The organism is Nitrosovibrio tenuis (assembly GCF_900109785.1).
GTDB lineage: Bacteria > Pseudomonadota > Gammaproteobacteria > Burkholderiales > Nitrosomonadaceae > Nitrosospira > Nitrosospira tenuis_A.
Genome location: NZ_FOBH01000002.1, coordinates 47489 through 71713 on the forward strand (window position 1 = coordinate 47489; position 24225 = coordinate 71713).

Genomic DNA, 24225 nt, shown 5'->3' on the forward strand with positions numbered 1-24225 from the left:
TCGGTCAGGACTTGGTGTAACCCATAATAAGCGGCCGCGACCTGGAGAATACTCGAATTGAAAGCTATCACGGTGGTTTCCGACCTTTTCCTTGCCGTCAAAGCCCGACTGCACGCAATCGGAAGACCACATGTCCCCATCAGTGAAGAATTGCCTCTACGTTCCGAGCTGTTCAGCGCCGATCAGATGGAGCTCTATGGGGGAATCCTTGCAGCGTCTCATGAGTTGTCATCAAGTCGGGGAACGGATCAGCTTCTCGCCCGGCTGGATGAAAATGAGCGAAAGCTTTACGACATCTGTAGCGTATTAACCGAAGCCGTTGCGGCGGATCAGTCCTTAACACCAGCCGGTGAATGGCTTTTCGACAATTTCTATTTGATCGAAGAGCAGATCCGCACGACCAGGCGCCATCTTCCCAAGAGTTATAGCCGTGAATTGCCTCTTCTTGCGCATGGACCATCGGCCGGTCTTCCGCGAGTCTATGATATCGCTCTGCAGGCGATTTCGCATGGCGATGGCAGAGTCGATACGGAAAGCCTCAGGCGCTTTGTCATGGCCTACCAGGCTGTTGTCAACCTGCAGCTCGGGGAGTTGTGGGCAATACCGATCATGCTCCGCCTGGCACTGATCGAAAATCTGCGCCGTGTCGGTGTACATGTGGCAGCTGGAAGAAAGGATCGGAACCTTGCCGATTCTTGGGCCGCCAAAATTACCACGATTGCTCAAGAGGATCCCAAGAGCCTCGTTCTTGTCATTGCTGATATGGCGCGATCGGATCCACCCATGACCACGCCTTTCATTTCCGAATTGGCAAGGCGATTGCAGGGGCAAGGACCGACACTGGCGCTTCCGTTAACCTGGATTGAACAGCGGCTGGCCGAATCAGGCCAGACAATCGATCAAATGGTTCAACTGGGGAATCAGCAACAGGCGGCCGACCAGGTTTCAATCTCCAATAGCATCAATAGCCTGCGCACGCTCGGCGCTATTGACTGGCGGGAATTTGTGGAAACTACCAGTACTGTCGAGCACACATTGAGGGAAGACCCGGCAGGTATCTACACTCGGATGGATTTTGCTACCAGGGATCGCTACCGGCATGTGGTGGAGCGAGTCGCAAGGATATGCCCGATGTCGGAAGTACAGGTGGCCCGGAAGGCGCTTCAGTTGGCTGGCAATGCCGGATCAAGTGACCAGGGAAATGGCAAGATCAGGGCGCACGTGGGATTTTATCTCATCGATAAAGGACTGCCTGAACTCGAGGAAGCGGTTCAGGTCCGCTTTTCACCCGGGGAGAAAATCCGGCAAGCCGGCCGCCGGCATCCGCTTTTATTTTATGTCGGTGCGATCGCACTGATTACGCTGAGCCTGGTCAGCGGTCTCTTGGCCAACGCGTACGCTGACGGCGCGGGCGTATGGTTGCTGGCCGCAGTGGGATTGCTGTCACTCTTTGTGATGAGCCAGTTGGCTGTGGCGCTGGTAAATTGGATCGCTCTTTTTCTGGTGCCGCCTCATTCACTGCCACGTGTGGACTTCTCCAACGGAATACCACCGGCTTTTCATACACTGGTAGTGATCCCGACCATGCTGACCAATAAGGCGGAAATCATGAGCCTTGTTGAAGCGCTGGAGGTCCGGTTTCTCGCAAACCGGGACAATCATCTCGACTTCGCATTGTTAACCGATTTTCCGGATGCGAATCAGGAAACACTTCCGGAAGATGAATCCCTGCTGCAGCTTGCGCGTGCGGGAATCGAAGAGCTCAACACCAAATATGCCAATGCAGCCGGCAGCATGGTTGAAGCGGGCAACTCGCCGTCGCCGGGCAAAGAAGGTCCTTTTTTTCTTTTCCATCGCCCGCGGCGGTGGAATCCGAATGAACGGATCTGGATGGGCTACGAGCGCAAGCGGGGAAAACTTGCGGCTCTCAATGCCCTGTTGCGCGGCGCCGGTGGTGATGCGTTCTCCTTGATTATGGGCAATACGCCTGTTCTGTCCCGAATCAAGTACGTCATCACGCTCGATACCGACACGCAATTACCACGAGATTCCGCCCATCAATTCGTTGGAACCATGGCTCATCCGTTGAATCAGCCGCGACTCTCGTCAGAGGCGGACGGTGACGGCGATATCGTGACAGAGGGATATGGAATTCTGCAACCGCGGGTCACGGTAAGCCTGTCGAGCACAAACCGGTCGGCTTATGCATGGCTTTTTGGCGGAGAGGCCGGGATCGATCCTTATACGCGAATCAGTTCCGACGTTTACCAGGATTTGTTCTATGAAGGCTCGTTCGTCGGAAAGGGTATTTACGATGTTGATGCCTTCGAGAAGGCGCTCTGCGCCCGTTTTCCTGAAAATCGGATTTTAAGCCATGATCTGCTTGAAGGGTGCTATGCCCGAGCCGGGCTGTTAAGCGATGTGGAACTATACGAGGAATTTCCGTCGGGATATCTCGCCGACGTAAGCCGTCGCCATCGGTGGATCCGGGGAGACTGGCAGCTTGCGAGCTGGTTATTGTGGCGCGTGCCTGCTGCTGGCGCCAACTATCAGCCAAACCCGCTGTCAGCGCTTTCGAAATGGAAATTGATGGACAATCTCCGGCGCAGCCTTGTGCCGACAATGTCGACGCTGCTTTTACTGTTGGGGTGGATTGCACTGCCCGATGCGTGGTTCTGGACGATGACTGTCATCGGTATGCTTGCGATTCCTGCGGCGATACCGGTATTTTCCGATTTATTGAGGAAGCCTCCCGAGGTGGCGTGGCGGGAACAACTCATGAGTTCGGCACGCTCGGCCAAACGTCACTTCGGACAAATGCTGTTCACGTTGGCTTGTCTCCCGTATGAGTCTTACTTCAGCCTGGATGCGATCATTCGGATCCACGTGCGGCTTTTGATCACGCGCCGCAAGCTTCTGGAATGGAACCCGTCCCGCGAGGTCGAGCGTACGTCCGGTTTTGCGGATGTTAAGAAAAGCCATATCGGGGCAGTCACTTTTTTCCCGTCAATGTGGAGCGCACCCGCGATCGCCATTGTCGCGCTCGTTGGAATAATTGTCGTGGCACCCTTTGCGTTGATTGTCGCCCTGCCGATCTTATTACTATGGGTCGCTTCCCCCGCCATCGCCTGGTGGATAAGTCGGCCGCGTCCTCCCCGAATCGCGGAGTTGACGAATGGGCAAATACAATTTTTGCGCCAGGCTGCGCGCAGGACCTGGCTCTTTTTCGAAACATTCATTGGATCGGAGGATCACTGGCTCCCACCTGATAATTTCCAGGAAACACCTATCCCGACGATCGCTCACCGGACTTCTCCGACCAATATGGGTTTGGCACTATTGGCCAATATTGCCGCCCACGACTTCGGTTACATTGGCATCCGACAACTCATCGATCGCACCTCCAATACGCTTCGGACCATGGAGACGCTGGAACGGCATGAGGGTCATTTTTACAATTGGTATGACACACAAACGATGGCGCCGCTCACGCGCTATATTTCCACGGTGGATAGCGGCAATCTCGCTGGCCACCTGCTGACATTGCGCGCTGGCCTATTGGAAGCAGCCAATGCCCCGGTTATCGGGAAACAAATATTTCTGGCATTGGCCGATACGCTACAGATTCTTGAAAAGAACGCCGGAAGCGTGGGGATACATTCACTGGCGCAATTTGAAAGGGCTCTCCTGGCCGCCACCGGGAATCACCCATTGACTATTGTGAGCGCAAGGGCCGATCTTGACTGGCTGGTTACTTGCTCGCGCGAAGTGGTTCGCGAAATTACGGAGGGACGAGCTGCTCTGCCTTCCAGCGAAGCTCATGAGTGGGCAAAGGCTTTGAACGTGCAATGCGAGCGCATGTTTAAGGAATTGGTTAGTCTGGTGCCGCCGCATCTATTAGCCGCTGCGGCGCAAGACGAGGATACCTCGAGCACGATCGCTATCCCTTCCTTGAGAGAACTTGCCAACCGAGGCGCGGACAATGCGCGCGAACAGTTGGGGATCCTTGAGCATCTGGCGCTTCAGGCAGCAGAAATGTCGCAAATGGAGTATGGCTTCCTGTTTAGCCCGGCGCAGCGTCAGCTTGCGATAGGCTATAACGCCGGTGAGCGCCGCCTCGACGCCAGCTATTATGATTTGCTTGCGTCAGAAGCAAGACTCTGCAATTTCATTGCGATCGCGCAGGAGCAATTGCCACAGGAAAGCTGGTTCGCTTTGGGACGGCTGCTTACAACCCATAATGGGGAATCGGCTTTGCTCTCCTGGAGCGGTTCAATGTTCGAATACCTCATGCCGCTCCTCGTAATGCCAACGTTCGACAATACGTTGCTCGATCAGACGTACAAGGCGGCGGTTGACCGGCAAATCGCGTATGGTAAGGAACGCAACGTCCCGTGGGGCATCTCGGAGTCCGGCTATAACGCCGTAGACGCTCAATTCAATTACCAGTATCGAGCATTCGGCGTTCCCGGACTAGGACTGAAGCGTGGTCTTGGCGAAGACCTCGTTATCGCACCGTATGCTTCCGTGCTGGCGTTGATGGTCGCCCCCGAGGCTGCCTGCCGCAACCTGCAAGAGCTGGCGGCTGAAGGTTTGGCGGGGAAATTCGGTTTTTATGAAGCGGTGGATTATACCCCCTCGCGGCTCCGGCGCGGCGAAAAGCGTGCCGTGGTACGCTCTTTTATGGCTCATCATCAAGGCATGAGCCTGCTTGCTCTGGCGTATGTGATGCTGGATCGGCCCATGCAAAGACGATTCCAGTCCGAGCCTTTGTTTCAGGCAACGATGCTGCTGCTTCAGGAGCGAATTCCCCCGCCGACAGTTTTGCGCTTGCAAGCCACCGAGCTTCCCGATGTGCGGATCACGAAAGAGCTCCCCGATATGCCAACTCGGGTTCTCTCAAGTGCGAACACGCCAATTCCAGAAGTACAGCTCCTTTCGAATGGACGCTACCACGTTATGATGACCAACAGCGGGGGCGGAAGCAGTCGCTGGAAGGATCTCGCCATTACGCGGTGGCGGGAGGATAGCACATGCGATAACTGGGGGAGTTTCTGTTATTTGCGCGACGGGGCGAGCGGCGAGTTCTGGTCGAATACCTATCAGCCTACACTGAAAGAAGCAAAGCGTTATGGCGTTGTCTTTTCCGAGGGCCGAGTGGAATTCCGGCGACGCGACCTGGATTTTGATACGCATACAGAGATTACGGTATCGCCCGAAGATGACATCGAGTTGCGTCGCGTTCGCATTACCAATCGCGCCTGGACTCGCCGGATGATCGAGATTACTTCTTATGCCGAGGTTGTCCTTGCAACGCCCATGGCGGACGCGCAGGCTCCGGCCTTCGGAAATCTTTTCGTGCAGACGGAAATATTACCGGAGCGGCATGCAATTCTATGCAGCAGGCGCCCGCGCTCGCAGAGCGACCCGGTGCCATGGATGCTGCATCTGATGACGGTGCACGGTATCGCTACCGAGGCAACCTCCTATGAAACGGATCGCATGGCATTTATCGGACGCGGAAACGACGTGTCCGCACCGAGAGCGATGACCGAACCGGGGCCGCTTTCCGGTAGCGCAGGTTCCGTTCTGGACCCGATCGTGGCGATTCGACACCGGATGACCATCGAGCCAGGAGAGTCCGCGATTATCGATATCGTTACCGGAGCTGCGGACTCGCGTCACGCCGCGATGAATCTGGTCGAGAAGTACCAGGATCAGCAATTGACGAACCGTGTTTTCGATCTGGCATGGACTCATAGTCTGGTTGTACTTCGACAGCTCAACGCGACCGAAACGGATGCACAATTGTTCGCCCGTCTGGCCGGTTCGGTGCTGTATCCCAGTGCTTATCTGCGCGCCGATGACGCCATATTAAGCAAGAATAAACGCAGCCAGTCGGGACTGTGGGGATATGCCATTTCCGGCGACCTGCCGATTGTGCTGCTGCAGATCACCGATGCGGCTAACCTCAATCTGGTGCGACAACTCGTGCAGGCGCATTCCTATTGGCGTGTCAAAGGACTGGCTGTCGATCTGATAATCTGGAATGAGGACCACTCGAGCTATCGTCAACTTCTTCATGACCATATCATGGGGCTGGTGGCGGGCAGCGCTGAAGTCCATCTGCTTGACCGGCCTGGCGGAATTTTCATCCGACGCGCGGAGCAGATTGCAGCCGAGGATCGTATTCTTCTACAGAGCGTTGCTCGGGTGATCATTCTCGACAGCAAAGGAACGCTAATGGAGCAGTTGGCGCGCCGTGTTCCTGAAGAGTTCCCTGTTCTGCCGGCCAGGCTGAAGCCGGTCCGGCCCTTTGCCCCAGGACAGGTCGTTGAACTTCCCCACCTCCAGCTTCTTTTCAACAATGGATTGGGAGGGTTCAGCCCTGACGCGCGCGAATACGTCATAACGACCGGGCAGGGCCAGGCGACTCCGGCGCCATGGTCAAATGTTCTGGCAAACCCCCAATTCGGAACCATTCTCTCCGAGAGCGGCCAGGCCTATACCTGGAGTGAAAATGCGCACGAGTTCCGCTTGACTCCGTGGAACAACGACCCGGTTTGTGACTCAGGTGGCGAGGCGTATTATTTACGCGATGAGGAAAGCGGCTATTTCTGGTCGCCGACCCCCCTGCCGAAGCGAGGTGCGACTCCCTATGTAACCCGGCACGGATTCGGTTATAGCGTGTTTGAGCATGTCGAAACCGGTATCCATTCCGAGCTCTGGGTTTTTGTCGCCCTGGATGCACCCGTGAAATTCGCAGTACTGAAAGTTCGTAACGGGTCTGGCCGGCTGCGTAGGCTTTCGGCAACGGGATGCGTCGAATGGGTGCTGGGAGATTTGCCTGAAAAAAGCAGAATGCATATTGTGACCGAGATTGATTCCACCCATGGTGTCCTGCTGGCGCGCAATCCTTATAACAATGAGTTCTCGGGCCGTGCCGCGTTCTATGATGTGGACGATACCGCGCGTGAAATAACGGGCGATCGAATGGAGTTTATCGGCCGCAACGGTAGATTGCAGAATCCGGCTGCAATGAGCTCTAAAGAGCTTTCGGGGCGGGTGGGGGCGGGGCTCGATCCCTGTGGCGCCATCCGGGCTTCATTTGAATTGCTGGACGGCCAGACACGTGAAATCGTTTTTCGCCTGGGAGCCGGAGTTCACTCGGACGATGCCCTCGAGCTCGCCCTGCGCGTTCGTGGAATCCCCACTGCACATGAGGCGTTGGAAAAGGTGCAAAATTATTGGCGGCATACGCTCGGCACTGTCCAGGTGGAAACGCCCGATCCTTCCATAAATGTGCTGGTTAATGGTTGGCTCGTTTATCAGGTTATGGCTTGCCGGCTGTGGGGGCGCAGCGGATATTATCAGTCGGGCGGGGCGTTCGGCTTTCGCGATCAGTTGCAGGATGTGATGGCGATCGTTCACGCTGAGCCCGCTCTCGTTCGTGAGCATCTGCTCCGGTCTGCGGCCCGCCAGTTTATTGAAGGGGATGTCCAGCATTGGTGGCATCCGCCCGGGGGACGAGGGGTCCGGACACGCTGCTCGGATGATTACCTCTGGCTGCCCGTGACGGTCTGCCGCTATGTTACGGCTACGGGCGATACGGGCGTATTGGATGAATCTGTTTCGTTCCTGGAGGGAAGGCTCGTCAGTCCGGACGAGGATTCCTATTACGATCTGCCCGCACGTTCTGAACAGGCTGCGAGCTTGTATGAGCATTGCGTGCGCGCGATCGTGCATGGCTTGAGATTTGGCGAACATGGCCTCCCGCTGATGGGTACCGGGGACTGGAACGATGGAATGAATCTGGTCGGATTTCATGGGCGCGGCGAAAGTGTCTGGCTTGCGTTCTTCCTCTATGACGTTCTCATACAATTTTCCAGCCTTGCCCGGGAATATGGCGATATTGCCTTTGCGGGACGCTGCCAGGACGAGGCCGATCTCCTGCGCAAGAATATCGAGCGTCATGGCTGGGACGGAAAATGGTATCTCCGCGCCTTCTTTGACGACGGTTCGCCGCTGGGCTCGTCCAGCAATCCGGAATGCCGGATCGACTCGATTTCGCAGAGTTGGTCAGTTCTCTCCGGAGCCGGTTCGATCGAGCGCCAGAAGCAGGGTATGGAAGCAGTGAATCAGTATCTCGTCCGGCGCGATGCCGGGATTATTCAACTTCTCGCTCCACCGTTCGATCAGTCGTCTTTGAATCCGGGGTACATCAAAGGCTACGTTCCCGGCGTGCGCGAAAATGGGGGCCAGTATACCCATGCCGCGATCTGGACAACCATGGCATTCGCGGTCATGGGCAACCATGAACGCGCCTGGGAATTGCTGGGGATGATAAATCCGGTGAATCATGGGCAAACGCCCGAGACAGTAGCGATCTACAAAAATGAGCCCTATGTGGTATCAGCCGACGTTTATGCGCTTTCTCCCCACGTCGGCCGTGGCGGATGGTCCTGGTACACGGGTTCCGCCGGCTGGTTGTATCGCCTGATATTGGAAACGCTGCTCGGCCTGAGATTGCGAAAGCACAAACTGTATTTCAAGCCTTGTTTACCTGAAAATTGGGAGTCGTTCACGGTGAACTACCGCTACGGAGAAACGACCTATCACATCAAAGTCTCGCAGACCGCCGGAGTGGAGAACGAAAACCTGATTATCGATGGTATTGAGCAGCGCGATCTGATCATTGCGCTCGTCGACGATCGCGTCCCTCATATCGCTGAAGTCCGGCTGGCTGCCCGTCCACCCTCTGGGTGAGTTTAGTCAGTTCAGCCTGTCAGCCTGGCGGCCAGTTCAACCGCCAAGCTGCGTCACAAATTGCCGCGCTCGCACAGGACCTGTTCATTTTCCCTTAAAAGCTGGGGTATGCCGTTGTCAGGTTGAGAAGGATGAAAACTACCTGCCCCTGACGAGTAAGGAGTATGCGGGGGAATATATGGGGCCGACGGGCGGGGCGACCCATTAACCGGAACATTGCTTCTCAAAGCTGGATGAATGTTGCGCAGCGTCGCCTGGGCGATTTTGCCAAGCAGGCTTTGAGTATAACGCTGGAGCGAATAACGCAGCGGACTGGCGAGCTCGAACTCTCTTCTCAGATTGGCTGCCTTAAGCCGGTAGCTATAACCTGCGCACTGCACCACTGCCCGGGTTGGGGTGGTTTTCCGTCCCATGAGCATGGAAATTCCAAATAGACCTTCATTCCCGATAACGGCGATTTTCGTTGCTTCTCCGCCATCCGTGAGAGTGAGCAGGGAAATAATACTGGTGGTGGGAAAATACACAAGGTCTAATTCGCCTCCGTTTTCATAGACAGCCCATCCTTCGGGCATAGCCACAAGTTCAAGGCAGGGTTTCAGGCGCTCATAATCCTCTTCGGGGAGTTCCGCCAAAAAAAGGTTTTGCTTGGGAGTGGGAAGGTGTGGCATGCGTTCCTCGCGATATGGTCTCAATATGGTCTCAATATGGTCTCGATAAAAAGCACTCTTGATCTGCTATAACGTTACTTAGTGGGTGGGCGAACAGCGCCGCAAAATATATAAATAGACAGACAAAACGGCAGAGCAGATATTGTGATCAGACAGTACATGGAAAGTTATGCCCGCGTATGTGCGTTGCCAGACAGACTGGATTTGCGCGCGGATGAACAATATCCAACAAGAAAGAAGAACCCAAACCGCTGAGCTCTCCACGATGCGCAGAGCGCTCCACGACGCATGGTAAATACACACACCTCGGCAGGAGCAAAAAAATTGTAAGTGAAGGCATGTGATCTGCTCAAGCCGGTCGAACACGATATCAACTTTATGGAGGATGGAATGGCTAAGACTGCCAAAGAAAAGCTTCTTGATGATTTTCACGCCGTTATTACGGACACCGAAGAATTAATGAAATCCGTCAGTAACGAGGGCGGGGGGAAAACCCAGGCCTTGCGAGCCAAGATCGAGGAAAACTTGAAGCAGGCCAGGGAATATCTTGAGGATTTCGAGGGCACCGTGGTCGACAAATCCAAAATTGCGGCGCGCATAACCGATGAATACGTACATGAAAATGCCTGGCGTACCATTGGTGCTGCAGTAGGCATTGGCATTTTGATCGGACTATTGATGAAGAATCGCGATTGAGCCGTTTTTTTTTGCGTCGGGTCACTCCTCAGGTAGATTCCGGCGCTGCGCGGGATTCTGCAATATTGGCCGATATCAAGAATGAGGGTGAGGGAGGAGTGGAGATAAGGGAATAAGACGGAATAATCGGGGTCGGCAAGAACATGTTGCAATCGTTTCAGCTATACGAATACTAATAATGCCTGCTGGCAATTTGTTTTGTCGTCAAATTGAATCGGGAGATGGATCATGAAAATACGGAATAGTTTTGCCGCTTTTTCTGCTTTGCTGCTGCTTTCCGGCAACGTCTGGGCTGCGTCTACTTTCAGCACGCTCTATGCATTCGGCGACAGCCTTTCGGATGCAGGCAGCAGTGATTCGGCTGTCATGAGTCTTTATAAAATCCTGGGCAATAATTGCGACCCTACCCATTTCTGCCCACCCTATTTTGATGGGCGCATCTCTAATGGCCCGGTTGCATCGGAACAACTGGCGGCTGCGCTTTTCCCCACCGGTGTCACCCCCACGAACTTTCACAGCTACGCCGTGGCGGGCGCCAACACCGGGGATTCGAACAGTGGTTTTAACATTGGTGGCTTGATCAAGTTGCCGGGCATGAAGCAGGAGGTGGATAATTACCTGTCCGATGCAAAAGGAGCAGCTGATCCCAACGGCCTGTATTTTTTATGGGGCGGCGCAAACGATTTCTTCACGGGCGACCCTGCCGCCACAGCCGCGCACAACATCGCCGGATATGTCAGCGCCCTGGCCAATGCGGGCGCAAAACATTTCCTGGTGCCTAACCTTTCGGACTTGAGTCAGACACCTGACCAGAATGGTGCGCCGGAAGCCCACGCTTATTCGCTTGCCTTCAACTCCGAACTGGCGACCCAACTGGGAAATTTGCACGCGCAATTTCCGGGAACGGATATTTCCAGTTTCGATACCTATTCTTTTTTCAATGGAGTTATCCAGGATCCGGCCAAATTCGGTTTTACGAATGTGCAGAGCCCATGTGTATCATTTCCGGATCTCTTTCCTTGCGGCAATCCCGATGGCCACGTGTTCTGGGATAGCATTCATCCTACGACCCGGGCGCATGGCGTTATCGCATCGGCTTTCGCGAGCGTTGTACCGGAGCCTGAAATGATTTCCATGTTCATCGCAGGCCTGATTGTTCTCGGTTTTGCCGGGCGTACCGGCAGGAAATTGCGCAGGCCCGAGTATGCACGCATGGGCAGTGGTCCATGCCCCGGCATACGCTGACTTAATAGCAGAGCGTGGTCCGCCTGCCGCTTTCTGCTACCCGTCTTTCCTTTTCGTGCTGATAAGATTCAAGACCGATGCATATGCCGACATCATCATGTTTGGAGATGTTGCGCAGCGATTGCTTAAAATGATGGGGCACAGTGGTACGGTACCGAGTGCCATACTAGCCGAGGACGTGCCCGCTGCGCTCGATCGGTTGAAGCGGGCTATCGGGCCGGCAAAAACCGCAGCAAAGGGGCGAATTTCCGAGGAAAAATCGGACAATGGCGAGGATGAGCAATCGGTGAGCCTGGCTTACCGGGCGCTGCCATTGATCGAATTGCTCACCGCGGCAGCGAAAAAGAAGCGTGATGTGATGTGGGAAAAAGGGTAATTTTTCCAGTAAACGTTGCGATTAGCGGAGGGGTTATGACGCGATAAGCTGCATGATTCCGGCGCAGTCATTCGGCATTTTCTTTACATTCGCTGTGCTATAGTTCCGCTTGAGTATTTAATGCTGGGGCCGCCTGATGCGAGCAATGATCATCTCCAGGGCGCCAGGCTGGCCGTTATGGGTGTGTGTAAACGAGCCGGGTATCATGCCCGCGATCGGGATGAATTTGGTTCTATCCTCGCTTGCATCGCTATAACCGTACAGCTTGAAATTGCGCCCGATGGGGACCTACGATGGCGCGTCATATACTCTCCCAATCCTGTTAACGGCAGTTTATCAGGCAAGCCAAATAGTTAGGCGTTTACGGTCGAGGTGAGTTATATCCGTTTGGCAAGAGTACATCTGCCCTCTCCACGTTTGCGAACCTCAAACTTACGGTACAGTACATTCATTACTTCCAGTTCAACGGTGGCTTCCGCAATTACGACGGTTTCTCCCGCAATGCGCCCCGTAACGATACGGTCTATTTGAACGGCTGGCTGGCATTCCGAGAGAATTTCCTCAAGCATCCCGCACGGTATAGGTAGGGGCGCTATGCGACGGTTCCGCTGCGCCCCTTCTTACTATGGGTTCATCCCCGATCAACATGGATATGTGTTTATCATCAATATCGCTGTGTTCATGCCGATAAAGGAATCCAGCTGGAACTGGCGAACGAAGAGCTAGCCCGATATGCGCCGGCGCACCATTACTCCCATCAAGCTCAAGCCGGCCAGCAGCATGGCATAAGTTTCAGGTTCGGGCACCACACCCGCCGCCAAGGTGCCGGTTATGCCGTACTGCACATTAAGATCAGGGTTTTGCAGGCTCTGTGCGAGGTAATCCGCTCCGCCGACAAATACCGAATAGTCGCCCGCGGCCAGGTTTGAAAAGGTTTTCGAAACCATGTGATCGAGCGTTCCGTCGGAACCATAACCCGTACCATCATAGGCATTGCCGATGAATTTGAAAAAGCTCAGGCTGGCTGGAATGGTTACCCCGTTGAGATTACCTGGGTCGTTGCCAATTGACCAATCAGTCAATGCCCTGAAGGAACCCTCGGTATAGGCAGGGCGATTAGCCAGTGATAGCGCGCCAAAATCATGATCCGATGGCTCCGGGGCAAGGTGTGCAAGACCTTGGTAGAGCGAGAACCCCGGTATCAGGCCGAGCTGGGAAGTGAAAACATTGCCACGAAAGTCAGTGACTTGAGAGGTTGCTTCCTTGAACGAAAGCGTGACGGTCGTGGGCTCGGTCAATGTGAAACGATAAGCCCGCAACTTATGACTGTCACCATAATCGGAATCGGTTCCGTCGATCCAGCCGTAGTTGCCCGGTACGGCCTGGTCCGTCAACGTGGACGTGGCGTACGTGCTGTCGAAGGTGCCGAAATTACGGCCGGTGTACGTAACATGGGCCAGCGCTGGCAATGATGTGATGCTCGCTAGCAAGAGTGCATACCTGAGCGTTCTTTTCATACAGTCTCTCGATTAATGAAGTTAAAAATAAACTGCCTTTCATCGGATGCTCATCAGCAAAACCGATGTGGCCGAGTATTTATTATTCATATCGGGAAATCAATGCGGCATATTGCCGCATGCGACAATATGCCGCACTCATCGATTGTGACGGGAAAGGCTCGGATTTAACTCGCCGGACGGCGAGTAGGGAGGGCAGGGTTATGGTATTGGCATTTCTGCAGGAACGCGCGCTAAAAGTAGCCGTCTTGCCCGTGGCGGCCCGCTAAATCTTGCGCGCTAAATCAAGGCGCTAAATCAAGGCGCTAAATCGAGGCGCTAAATCGAGGCCAGGCGTTGAATTCGGGACTTGGGATGTCTGTCCTTGGTCTTGCCCGTCAATTAGCTGTCAGTTTTATACTGCCGTCCGGCCAGATCAGCGATTATCCTGATCAATTCAAACGAGTCGACAGGTTTGGAGAGATGTATCTGATAACCCGCCTCCAATGCCCTGGCCGTATCGTCCGCGCGCGCAAACGCCGTGAGCGCGATGGCGGGGGTATGGCCACCGTCTTTCGCCGGCAGGTTCCTGACGTCATGAATGAACTGATAGCCATTTTTTCCGGGCATTCCAATATCGCTTATAATCACGTCTGGCCTTTCGGTTTTTAGAAGCTCCAATCCTTCCGTGGCGCTCGTGGCAGTGCTTACGCTTGCTTCGCAGCGAATCAGTATCCGCTTGATAAGCTCACGCGCATCCGATTCATCATCAAGCACGAGTGCCTTCAAACCCGCGAAGGACGGGGCCCTTCCATTGAAAGGGTCCCGCTCAAGGGTGGCTGGGCTATTTCTCAGGTTGTCCTCTACAGTGGCGAGCGGCAGGCAAACGATAAACGAAGACCCCTTGCCAGTGCCGGCGCTTTCTGCTCGAACTATTCCACCATGAAGCTCCACAAGCTGCTTGACAATGGCCAGTCCTAGGCCCAGGCCGCCATATTGCCGGGTAAGCGAAGCATCGCCCTGCCTGAACCGATCGAATACGAAGGGCATGAATTCCGGTGTAATCCCCAAGCCCGAGTCATTGATCCGGATTTCGAGGAAAGAGCCCGATTGCTCAACGAGAACGTCAACGTTGCCGCCCCGGGGGGTGAATTTTATCGAGTTGGACAGCAGGTTCCAAAAGATCTGCTGGAGCCGGTTGGAATCGCCTGAAATCCGAGCGGCATGTGGATCAATGGTTTTTGTCAGAATAATTCCTTTGGCTTGCGCCGTGGGCTTGACCGACTCAACCGCTGTTTCAATCAGACTGACGGCATCCAATTGCTGCATGTCCAGCCTCACTTTACCTGAAATGATACTGCTCATTTCAAGAAGATCCTCAATCAGTTTATTTTGGGCACGGGCATTTCTTTCGATGGTTTCCAGACCTTTTTGGATGTCCTCCTTTTTCATGTTCCCGCTCAGGATGAGCTGCGACCAGCCCAGGATTGCATTCAGCGGAGTCCGAAGTTCATGGGATAGCGTAGCCAGAAACTCGTCCTTGAGCTGGCTGGCACGCTCGGCTTCTGTTCTCGCAATACGCTCATTTTCAAGAAGTTGCCTTTTGTCGGCGTCAGCCACCGCTAATGCTTCGCTCAGTTTGGCTACCTCATTGCGGGGGCCTGTACCGTAGCGGCTGGGATAGGTGCCGCGCGTAACTCCCGCCACCTGGCGGCCAAGCTCGGCCAGAGGCTGCAATATACCCATGCGGGTGTAAAAAAGAATGCCCATCGTAATGAGCAGCGCAGCAAAAATCAGCCCCATCGCGATAAGACTTTGACGTTCAAGCTGGGCCAGCCTTCTATTCAACTCATTTTGCATGCGTACATTATATAAATCCATGAATTTCTGGATCGGTTCCATGATGTCAGCTTTACGGGTAATGTAGCGCTCACCGTACAGCAAGCTAATGGCGCGTTCCCGGTCGGGCTTTACCTTTACTGTAAAACTACCCCTTCCGTCGTCTTTAAAACCTTCCGCGGCCGCGAATGCCTGTTTTTCAAGTTCGACTAACGCCTCGGAATTCTCCAGGGCTTTTCGCAGCAGCGCATATTCCTCGTCGCTAAATCCTGCGCGCTGGAGCATCTCCAGCATCGAAACGCGTTCACCTGGTTCGAAGGTGGGTGCTCTCCCCGCTGCCATGAGATGCCAGTAGGCAAGCGTATAGTTCAACGGGCGTGGCCGTTCGCCCCTGCGAATATCACATACCTCCATGAAATAGCGCTTGTAGTTGCGGTCCCCGGTGATCACATAAGTCCGAGCCATGCGCGTCAGGTCATCTGAGCTTTGCAGCAACTCATCCGCTAGCATAAGGGCGTGATAACGACGACGTTCGCCGCTGTTTATTTCCTCTCGAATGGACAGTTCATGGAAGAAGAGCGAGCCAATGATAACCAGCAGCAGGGCAAGGGCAACATTGGAAAATTTGGTAACGCTTTTAATGTTCACGAGAGTCCCCGTCCACTCTTAATATCAAGGTTCAGCATGAAATTGTATACATGCCGACCCTGAATGGCGACTTATTCCTAAGCTACTCAATCTCTTAATATTTACGCAACGTGGCTGAAATATACCAATGTTAAATTTTCGCGTGATTCATATCACAGGAGAAAATGAAATGCGCACATACCCTATTCGTTCCGTATTTGCCGGTCTTGCTATCCTGCTGAGTTTAAGCGCGGCATTTGCTGCCCTGCATGGCATCTCAACGAGCATCAGCGCTGATCCCTCCCTCGCTATGTACGACGATTTCAACAAGGCGTTTGTCAGGCACTGGAAGGCGCGATCAGGCGTGGATGTTGTGGTTAAGCCTGCCCGGAGTAAATCGGGTGAACCCATACGTGCCAAGGTGGACGGACTGGATGTCGTCACGCTTGCTTTGTCCTACGACGCGGACGCACTGAAAAAAAACAGGACATTCATGTTACCTGATCGACAGAAACCCTTACCGCAAAAGTCGCCTTATACTTCGACCATTGTATTTCTGGTGCGCGCAGGCAACCCGAAGAATTTGCGGGATTGGGGGGATCTCACCCGGCCCGATGTCCAGGTGATCACATCCAATCCGAAGACCACCCAAACCGGTCGCTGGAGTTATCTCGCAGCTTGGGGTTATGCGTTCAAGCAATCGGGCGGCAATGAAGCGCTCGCTTTCGAATTCGTCAGGAATCTTTTCACCAATGCCGAGCGGGCGGATTCGGAGCCAGGGGGGGCCATCACGGCTTTTATCGATCGCGGCGTGGGAGACATACTGCTGGCGTGGGAAAATGAGGCTCACCTGCTGGCGAGAGCGCGGGGAAGTGACAGGCTTGAGGTGGTTACGCCGACAATGTCAATCCTGGCGGAGCCGATAGTGAACGTGGTGAATGAGGTCTCCGATCAGAATGGGGCGCGTGATGTAGCCAATGCCTATATCGATTTTCTTTATACCGCGCAAGCTCAGGACATTGCCGGCAAGCACTACTACCGTCCCCGTGATGAAAAGGCGGCTGCAAAATTTGCAAGGCAATTTCCGCCGATGGATTTATTCAGCATTGATGAGGTCTTCGGAGGCTGGAAAGAAGCACAGAATACGCATTTTGACTATGGTGGCCTGTTAGACCAGATCCAGAGAAAGCAGCGCCTGTCTGCATCAAAGCCATGAGAAATGCAGAATGCATCACTCCCGACTGGGCGTTTACCCGGTCGCCCGCTGAGGCCCGCTGAGGCCCGCTGAGACGTCAACCCAGATCGATTTCGCCACGGTGCATTCGGCAACCGCGCCTTTGACTTAAGCTCCTGTAATCTTTCATTTTGTCCGGCCCGCAGGCCAGCGAGAAAACTGGTCAGTGGGGCCGCTGCGCTTTCTTCCCGCTACATCGCCAACTCGCCCGTCTTCAAGCGAAACTGTGTTTTTACAATTTATGTGCGCCAGCGCACTGAGCCATTGGCGTAGAAGCGGGATGATGGAACCGTAGAAAGGCTAATGTGGAAGCAGAGCGCGCATGCCTGTAGCAAGTCTCCGTATAGGTTCCACATTAATCAGCTCAGATGCGAGCCGCGTCGAACTCATAACAGGCACTTCCATTAGATTAGAGTTCCGCGGATGCAAGGCCTAGCTACCAACTTCGTCGTGGCTCGTCATCAATTAATTTGCCAGCTCAGGCGCCAACCCAGCGCTGCAGGGGAATACTCAGAAGTCGGTTAGCTGCAAGCACCTTTAATTCAATTCTACTATGGAGAAAAAAGCATGAATATCAAAAATAAATTCCTTGTTCTGACCATATCGCTCGTCGGCGCCCTGTCCCTAGCAGGCTGCGGAAAAAGCGAGGAAAAAGGACCTAAACCGGAAGGCCCCAAACCTGAAGCTAAAACTACGGTGGGGACCGAGGTTGATGACGCCGCCATTACCACAAAAGTGAAATCCGCATTGCTCGCCGATCCGGATGTCAAGAGTCTCGACATCAAAGTCGAGACACGCAAGGGTGAAGTTCAACTGAGCGGGTTTGTCGATAACCAGGGTCAAATTGATCGAGCCATAGCTGTTGCCAAGGGTGTGGAGGGCGTAAAGAAGGTAGATAACAAGATGAGCCTGAAAACGACCAGCACTTCGGTAGGCGAGAAAATCGACGATGCAGTTATCACAACGAAGGTCAAAGCCGCACTGCTCGCAGATCCGGGCGTAAAAAGCTCGGATATTGCCGTCGTAACACGCGATGGCGAAGTGCAGCTCAGCGGGTTCGTGGATAGTCAATCCCAAATTGACCGGGCTACCGAGGTTGCAAAGGGCGTCGAGGGTGTCAAGAGTGTCATCAATGAAATGAGCGTTAAGAAGTAATCAGGGTAATCGGCAAATGCGAGTAACCCGGAGCAACGCGAACCAGGGGCCTAGCGAGATATGCTGGCTGGTGATTGCTTAATCAACTGTACTGATAACGGAGTCTAAAATGAACTGGGATCAAATCGAAGGTAACTGGAAACAATTCAAGGGCAAGATCAAGGAACAGTGGGGCAAGCTGACGGACGATCACCTAGACATGATTGCTGGCAGGCGAGATCAGCTTTCCGGAAAAATCCAGGAATCATACGGTGTCACCAAGGAAGAGGCGGAAAAGCAAATTTCCGATTGGGAAACAAAACAGAAAGAGGGATATCCGCCGAAGTCATGCTAGAGCGAGCAGCATATCGTCATGCGATATGCTGAAAACATACAACTACTACATCAGGCACTCACATCACATGAGCAAATTCAGCATTATTCCAATAACAATTGGCCTTTCATTCAGCTTGGGTGCAATGGCGGAGCAGAATATGTCGCACGACGTTTACAAAGCTGAAAAGAGTCGCATTGAAAATGAGTATAAGGTCGATAAGGCGCGCTGCGACTCACTTGCCGGAAATGCCAAGGACATTTGCATGGCTGAAGTGAAGGGAAAGGAAGAAGTCGCAGAGGCCGAGCTCGAAGCCAGATATAAACCCTCAAAAGAAAACCATTACAAAGCACGGTTGGCCAAGGTAGAAGCTGACTATAAGGTGGCTAAGGAAAGGTGTGATGATCTGGCGGGTAATGCGAAAGAGGTATGTTTGAAAGAAGCGAAAGCTGCGGAAGCAGCTGCGAAAGCTGATGCGAAGAGAGAGAACTAGGAGCGGAGGGAACCAGGAGAGACTAGGCAGGCAGTGGAGCGACCGGAGGTACGGCGCGGCAGCCCATCTTCGCAACATTCCAGCCAACCTGCGACACTTGTCGATAACCTACCATAGAGAGGACTACCATGCTCTACACAATCGCTGTTGTCTTGATCATTTTATGGCTGCTCGGTTTGGTAAGTTCTTACACGTTAGGCGGCTTCATACACATTCTCCTGGTAATCGCTATTGTGATCATCCTTCTTAGAATCATCAGCGGCCAGAGACCATTGTGATCGTTGCACGTGCTGTCCCCCGGATTTGCAGGGAAGAAGGTGATATGCAGAAAATGAGTGAGTGATGAGCCCAGACATGCAAACCATCAGTTCATATGCCCACGATTGAAGAGGCCGCCCGATAAATGCTGGAGGGTGATGTTGGGCGAATGAAGATGACTCCAGGGAGGGTGCGGCCTGGACCATGAGCGATTCCTAGTCCGGAGTCTATCGTGGATTGGACCATCGATCAGGAATTTATTGCTTGGCGATTTTGCCATCGATAATTCGGATATCGGGCCAATAGTGAAAACACTTTGGATAGATCGAGTCCTTCCTGAGCGTTCCTGCCGGTGCACTCAAGCATCAGAGGAGCCTCCTGCGCCTGCGGCGCTTCACTCCCACTCAATCGTTGCGGGTGGTTTTCCGGAAATATCGTAGACTACCCGGTTGATACCGCGAACTTCGTTCACAATGCGGTTGGAAATCTTTGCCAACAGCGTGTAAGGAAGCTCTGCCCAGTGGGCAGTCATGAAATCCTCAGTGTGTACGGCCCTTAATGCTACAACGTAGTCATAAGTGCGTCCGTCTCCCATTACACCGACCGATTTTACGGGAAGGAATACCGCAAAGGCCTGGGAGGTTTTTTCGTACCAGCCGGAGATGCGCAGTTCTTCAGTAAAAATCGCATCGGCGCGCCGTAATAATTCTGCATATTCATGCCTGACCTCGCCAAGTATGCGGACTCCCAGGCCGGGACCAGGGAAGGGATGGCGAAAAACCATGTCATGCGGCAGACCCAGCGCCAATCCGAGTTCACGCACTTCATCCTTGAACAATTCGCGCAAGGGTTCGAGCAGCTTTAAATGCAGGGTATCGGGCAGGCCGCCGACATTATGGTGCGATTTGATCGTCTGCGCTTTCTTGGTCTTGCCCCCAGCGGATTCGATGACGTCGGGATAAATCGTCCCTTGGGCAAGCCAGCGGGCATTGGCAATTTTAGCTGCTTCACGCTGAAAGATTTCGATAAATTCACGCCCGATAATGCGGCGCTTTGTTTCCGGGTCTGCTACGCCTTGCAATTGATCGAGGAACGCTTTTCCGGCATCGATATGGATGACTTTGACGCCCAGATTTCTGCTGAACGTGTCCATGACCTGTTGCGCTTCGCCAAGCCGCAGCAGGCCATTGTCAACAAACACGCAGGTAAGCTGCTTTCCGATTGCGCGGTGAATAAGTGCTGCCGCCACCGATGAATCCACGCCACCGGAAAGGCCCAGAATCACCTCGTCTCTGCCCACTTCGGACCGGATTCTGCCTATTGACTCTTCCATATAATCAGGCATATTCCAGTCATAACCCGCGCCGCAAATTTCATGCACGAACCGCTCGAGAATGGCCTTGCCTTGCAGGGTATGAGTGACTTCCGGATGGAACTGTATCCCATAGAATTTTCGCTCCTCATCCGCCATGCCCGCTATGGGCGTGGCTGCATTGCCCAGCATGACCTGAAATTTTGGAGGAAGCACATTTACGGTGTCTCCGTGGCTCATCCATACATCGAGAATTCCTTCCCCCTTCTCGTCAGTGCGGTCGTGAATGTCGCGCAGCAGGCTGCTCTGGACTTTAGTTGCCACTTCGGCATAACCGAACTCGCGCGTTTTGGCGTTTTCAACGGAACCTCCGAGTTGCGCGGCCATAGTCTGCATGCCGTAACAGATTCCCAGTGTCGGGATGCCCAGTTCAAAAATGATTTGCGGTGCCCGCGGCGTTTCATCTTCTGCAACAGAGGCCGGTCCGCCCGAAAGGATAATTCCAATCGGCGCGAACTCTTCAATAAAGCGGCGACTTGCATCACACGGATGGACCTCGCAATAAACATTGGTTTCCCGGATACGCCGGGCAATTAGCTGCGTATATTGTGAGCCGAAGTCGAGGATGAGTATTTTTTGGTGCATAGGCTAGTGCCTTGGAGATACCGGAAGGTGAAAAATTAAGACCTTTAAAACCTCTAAAACAACTTTAACAGTTTTGAGTTCGATCGCAGGCTCGCCCGCCGGTTGAGCGCCCAACCTGGAGGATCTGGAGGATGTTATTCGGGAATTCTTATCTGGGCGAACTGCCGGGGACTATGCCAAACACCTATTCAACGTGGTAATTGGGTGCTTCCTTGGTTATCTGCACGTTATGGACGTGGGATTCGCGAATCCCGGCTGAGGTAATTTCGATAAACTCGGCTTTCGCGTGCATTTCGTCAATTGTCTCGCAGCCAACATAGCCCATGCCCGAGCGTAATCCCCCGATGAGTTGGTGGATGACCGCAATAACGCTTCCCTTGAAAGGAACCCGGCCTTCGACACCCTCGGGTACCAGCTTTTTGGTATCGGGCTCGGCCTGCTGAAAATAGCGGTCACTCGACCCTTGCTGCATGGCGGAGAGCGAGCCCATGCCCCGGTACGTTTTGTAGGAACGCCCCTGAAAAAGTTCGATATCGCCGGGCGATTCCTCGGTTCCTGCGAACAGCCCGCCCAGCATGACGGAGCTTGCCCCGGCGGCAATCGCCTTGGCAATATCGCCTGAATAGCGAATGCCGCCATCGGCAATCAGAGGCACACCCGTACCGGCCAATGCCGCGGATACATTCTTGATTGCAGTGATTTGCGGTACGCCCACCCCGGCGACCATGCGGGTGGTGCAGATTGAACCGGGGCCTATGCCCACCTTTACTGCATCAGCTCCGCGATCTACCAGAGCCCGGGCGGCCGCGGCGGTAGCGATATTGCCGCCGATAACCTGAATATCCGGAAATCGTTTCCGTACCCACTCTACACGGTCGAGTACACTCTGAGAATGACCATGCGCGGTATCCACCACCATTACGTCCACACCAGCTTCGGCCAGGGCTTCCGCCCGCTCGTCGCTGCCCTCGCCAACACCAATGGCTGCGCCTACTCGCAACCGGCCCTGCTCATCCTTGCAGGCATTGGGATGTTCCGAGGTCTTGATGATATCCTTAACCGTAATCAGACCGCGCAACTCAAAATCGCTGTTTACTACCAGAACCCTCTCCAGGCGATGTTTGTGAAGCAACGCCATGGCTTCTTCCCGGGTGGTGCCTTCGCTCACTGTCACCAGCCGTTCTTTCAGTGTCATGATATTCTTGATCGGTTGATCAAGATTCGTTTCGAAGCGAAGGTCACGATTGGTGACGATACCGACGACTTTCGAGCCTTCCACTACAGGTAGTCCGGATATCCTGTACTTGCGGATGAGATTGAGCACCTCGCGCACGGTCATTTCCGGCGGAATGGTAATCGGTTCTTTTACGACACCGCTTTCGAAGCGTTTTACACTGGCAACCTGAGCCGCCTGGGATTCCACCGGCATATTCTTGTGGATGATGCCGATGCCGCCTTCCTGAGCCAGGGCAATGGCAAGCCGCGCTTCGGTAACGGTATCCATGGCAGCCGATACGAGCGGAACATTGAGAGAAATGGCACGGGTGAGCCGCGTTGCCAAACTTACATTACGGGGTAAAACATCCGAGTGGGCGGGAAGCAGCAAAACATCGTCAAAGGTTAGAGCTTTCTCAACCAATCGCATGGTATTGTCCTTCGCAAACCGGCATTATAGCGAAACCGGGATATGTAGTGAATCCTGCAGTACTATGGAATCACTCAAGCCATGGCTACCTGGGATTATTAACGGCCATCCGGAACAGTCGTTGTAATCGATGCGCCACGCTGAAGTCTTGCGCGTTTTCTGCGGTTGTCTTTTGGATCAAGAATCAACGGACGGTATATCTCCACGCGATCTCCTTCACGCAGGGTTCGATCGGGTTTGACCAGCTTGCCGAATATGCCCAGCTTGTGTCGCGAAAGATCAATTTGCGGAAACAAATGGTTAATTCCCGAGAGGTTCACAGCCTGCTCCGCTGTTGCTCCGGGCGGGAGGCGCAACTGACGCATGACCTGATGGTCCGGCAGTGCGTAAACTACCTCGATTTGAATAGCTGGGTCACGAGTCTCCATAGACTTCTTCCGCCCGCTGAATGAATGCTTCCACAAAACTATTCGCAATCATAAAAAAAACTGGACCTACCAGTTTTTCCAGAAATATATGTGAGAATGTGTAGTGTAAACGAAATTCAATCTTGCAGGCGTTTTCCGCCAAGGGAATGAAACGCCAGTGTCCGTCGAGATTCTGAAAGGGCCCATTCAGCAGCGTCATCGTAATCAGTTCAGGAGGCTTTCGGATGTTCTCGGTAGTGAAGCTGTGCTTGATATGATGGTAGTCGATCAGGATGGTCGCATGGGTAATGCTTTCACCCTGTCGAATCACAGATGAGCCACCACACCACGGCAGGAACTTGGGATATTCTTCAACTGCATCCACCAATGCGAACATCCGGCTCGCAGAATAACCGATCAAAACCGACTTTTCGATTTCAGCCATAAGATAAACTGCTTGATCCAGCGGGACAGCGGAGAAAGCTGCTAAAATACACGAAACCTGCGTGGAACTCACCCTTTTTCTTCCTTTTACATGAGTATTGTCCAGAATAAGAAAGCCTTTCACGACTATTTTATCGAGGAAAAATACGAAACGGGCGTGGTGTTTGAAGGTTGGGAGGTCAAGGCGATTCGAGCGGGCCGGGTGCAGTTGAAAGAAGCTTACGTCATCATCCGTAACAGCGAATTATTTCTCATTGGCTGCCATATCAGCCCGCTGCTGGCCGCTTCCACTCATATCAAACCGGATCCGGTCCGGACCCGCAAACTATTGTTGCACGCTGAAGAAATAAAGCGACTCATCGGGAAAGCCGAGCGCGCCGGCTATACGTTGGTACCCCTGGATATGCATTATAAAGCGGGCAGAATCAAGCTTGAAATCGGCTTGGCCAAGGGAAAGAAACAACACGACAAGCGTGAATCCGAGAAACAGAAAGAGTGGGAACGCGACAGGCAGCGCCTGATGCGCGCCAAGTAGCTCATGGAACAATTATCCTAAAACCGGAGTTGACTGCTCATTTTTCAGTTTATCGCTATTGTCTACAAAGA

The 24225-nt window shown here is 53.6% G+C and carries 17 protein-coding genes; 10 read left to right on the forward strand and 7 right to left on the reverse strand.

What is annotated here, in order from left to right:
- The first annotated feature begins 57 nt into the window (after positions 1-57).
- Positions 58-8766: a GH36-type glycosyl hydrolase domain-containing protein gene (locus tag BMX00_RS02930; RefSeq protein WP_425433861.1), complete on the forward strand. Its 8709-nt coding sequence runs from the start codon at positions 58-60 to the stop codon at positions 8764-8766.
- Positions 8767-8819: 53 nt separating this feature from the next.
- On the opposite strand, the gene BMX00_RS02935 is transcribed toward BMX00_RS02930, so the two are convergent.
- Positions 8820-9434, reverse strand: coding sequence for a cyclic nucleotide-binding domain-containing protein (locus BMX00_RS02935; protein WP_245727621.1), 615 nt, complete (start codon positions 9432-9434; stop codon positions 8820-8822).
- Between the two features lie 390 nt (positions 9435-9824).
- Between BMX00_RS02935 and BMX00_RS02940 the strand changes: the two genes are divergently transcribed.
- The 3 genes from BMX00_RS02940 (at position 9825) to BMX00_RS02950 (ending at position 11751) form a co-directional block, all read left to right on the forward strand.
- Positions 9825-10130, forward strand: a complete 306-nt coding sequence (locus BMX00_RS02940; protein WP_090827661.1) for an ElaB/YgaM/YqjD family protein — start codon at positions 9825-9827, stop codon at positions 10128-10130.
- A gap of 228 nt (positions 10131-10358) precedes the next feature.
- On the forward strand, positions 10359-11375 hold the full coding sequence (locus BMX00_RS02945) for an SGNH/GDSL hydrolase family protein (RefSeq protein WP_090826980.1): 1017 nt from the start codon (positions 10359-10361) through the stop codon (positions 11373-11375).
- A gap of 55 nt (positions 11376-11430) precedes the next feature.
- A complete protein-coding gene (locus BMX00_RS02950; protein ID WP_090827663.1) occupies positions 11431-11751 on the forward strand; it encodes a DUF1840 domain-containing protein in 321 nt (106 codons plus the stop codon).
- A 722-nt stretch (positions 11752-12473) separates the two neighbouring features.
- Here BMX00_RS02950 and BMX00_RS02960 read toward each other — a convergent pair.
- On the reverse strand, positions 12474-13268 hold the full coding sequence (locus tag BMX00_RS02960) for an FxDxF family PEP-CTERM protein (protein WP_090826982.1): 795 nt from the start codon (positions 13266-13268) through the stop codon (positions 12474-12476).
- A gap of 381 nt (positions 13269-13649) precedes the next feature.
- On the reverse strand, positions 13650-15734 hold the full coding sequence (locus BMX00_RS02970; protein ID WP_090826986.1) for a hybrid sensor histidine kinase/response regulator: 2085 nt from the start codon (positions 15732-15734) through the stop codon (positions 13650-13652).
- Between the two features lie 169 nt (positions 15735-15903).
- On the opposite strand from BMX00_RS02970, the gene BMX00_RS02975 reads away from it, so the two are divergent.
- The 5 genes from BMX00_RS02975 (at position 15904) to BMX00_RS14275 (ending at position 19186) form a co-directional block, all read left to right on the forward strand.
- Positions 15904-16929 carry a sulfate ABC transporter substrate-binding protein gene (locus tag BMX00_RS02975; RefSeq protein ID WP_090827665.1) on the forward strand — a complete coding sequence of 342 codons (1026 nt, stop codon included), beginning with the start codon at positions 15904-15906 and terminating at the stop codon, positions 16927-16929.
- A 585-nt stretch (positions 16930-17514) separates the two neighbouring features.
- A complete protein-coding gene (locus BMX00_RS02980; protein ID WP_090826988.1) occupies positions 17515-18102 on the forward strand; it encodes a BON domain-containing protein in 588 nt (195 codons plus the stop codon).
- 109 nt (positions 18103-18211) lie between these two features.
- Positions 18212-18436 (forward strand): CsbD family protein, encoded by a 225-nt coding sequence (locus tag BMX00_RS02985; protein WP_090826990.1) that lies wholly within the window; start codon positions 18212-18214, stop codon positions 18434-18436.
- A 67-nt stretch (positions 18437-18503) separates the two neighbouring features.
- Complete coding sequence (locus BMX00_RS02990; RefSeq protein ID WP_090826991.1) at positions 18504-18908, forward strand: hypothetical protein; 405 nt, start codon at positions 18504-18506, stop codon at positions 18906-18908.
- 128 nt (positions 18909-19036) lie between these two features.
- Entirely contained in the window at positions 19037-19186 is a 150-nt protein-coding gene (locus BMX00_RS14275; protein WP_143053032.1) for a lmo0937 family membrane protein, read from the forward strand.
- Positions 19187-19560: 374 nt separating this feature from the next.
- Here the strand turns inward: BMX00_RS14275 and guaA are convergent, their stop codons facing one another.
- From guaA to BMX00_RS03010, 4 genes are all read right to left on the reverse strand, one after another.
- Positions 19561-21123 carry a glutamine-hydrolyzing GMP synthase gene (gene guaA / locus BMX00_RS02995; protein WP_090826994.1) on the reverse strand — a complete coding sequence of 521 codons (1563 nt, stop codon included), beginning with the start codon at positions 21121-21123 and terminating at the stop codon, positions 19561-19563.
- Positions 21124-21307: 184 nt separating this feature from the next.
- The gene (gene guaB / locus BMX00_RS03000; protein WP_090826996.1) at positions 21308-22768 is read right to left on the reverse strand and encodes an IMP dehydrogenase; all 1461 of its coding nucleotides are present in this window, start codon (positions 22766-22768) and stop codon (positions 21308-21310) included.
- A gap of 98 nt (positions 22769-22866) precedes the next feature.
- Positions 22867-23196 (reverse strand): RnfH family protein, encoded by a 330-nt coding sequence (locus tag BMX00_RS03005; protein WP_090826998.1) that lies wholly within the window; start codon positions 23194-23196, stop codon positions 22867-22869.
- Positions 23183-23620 carry a type II toxin-antitoxin system RatA family toxin gene (locus BMX00_RS03010; RefSeq protein WP_090827667.1) on the reverse strand — a complete coding sequence of 146 codons (438 nt, stop codon included), beginning with the start codon at positions 23618-23620 and terminating at the stop codon, positions 23183-23185. The genes BMX00_RS03005 and BMX00_RS03010 overlap by 14 nt, the downstream gene beginning before the upstream one ends.
- A gap of 90 nt (positions 23621-23710) precedes the next feature.
- On the opposite strand from BMX00_RS03010, the gene smpB reads away from it, so the two are divergent.
- On the forward strand, positions 23711-24154 hold the full coding sequence (gene smpB / locus BMX00_RS03015) for an SsrA-binding protein SmpB (protein WP_090826999.1): 444 nt from the start codon (positions 23711-23713) through the stop codon (positions 24152-24154).
- Positions 24155-24225 lie beyond the last annotated feature (71 nt).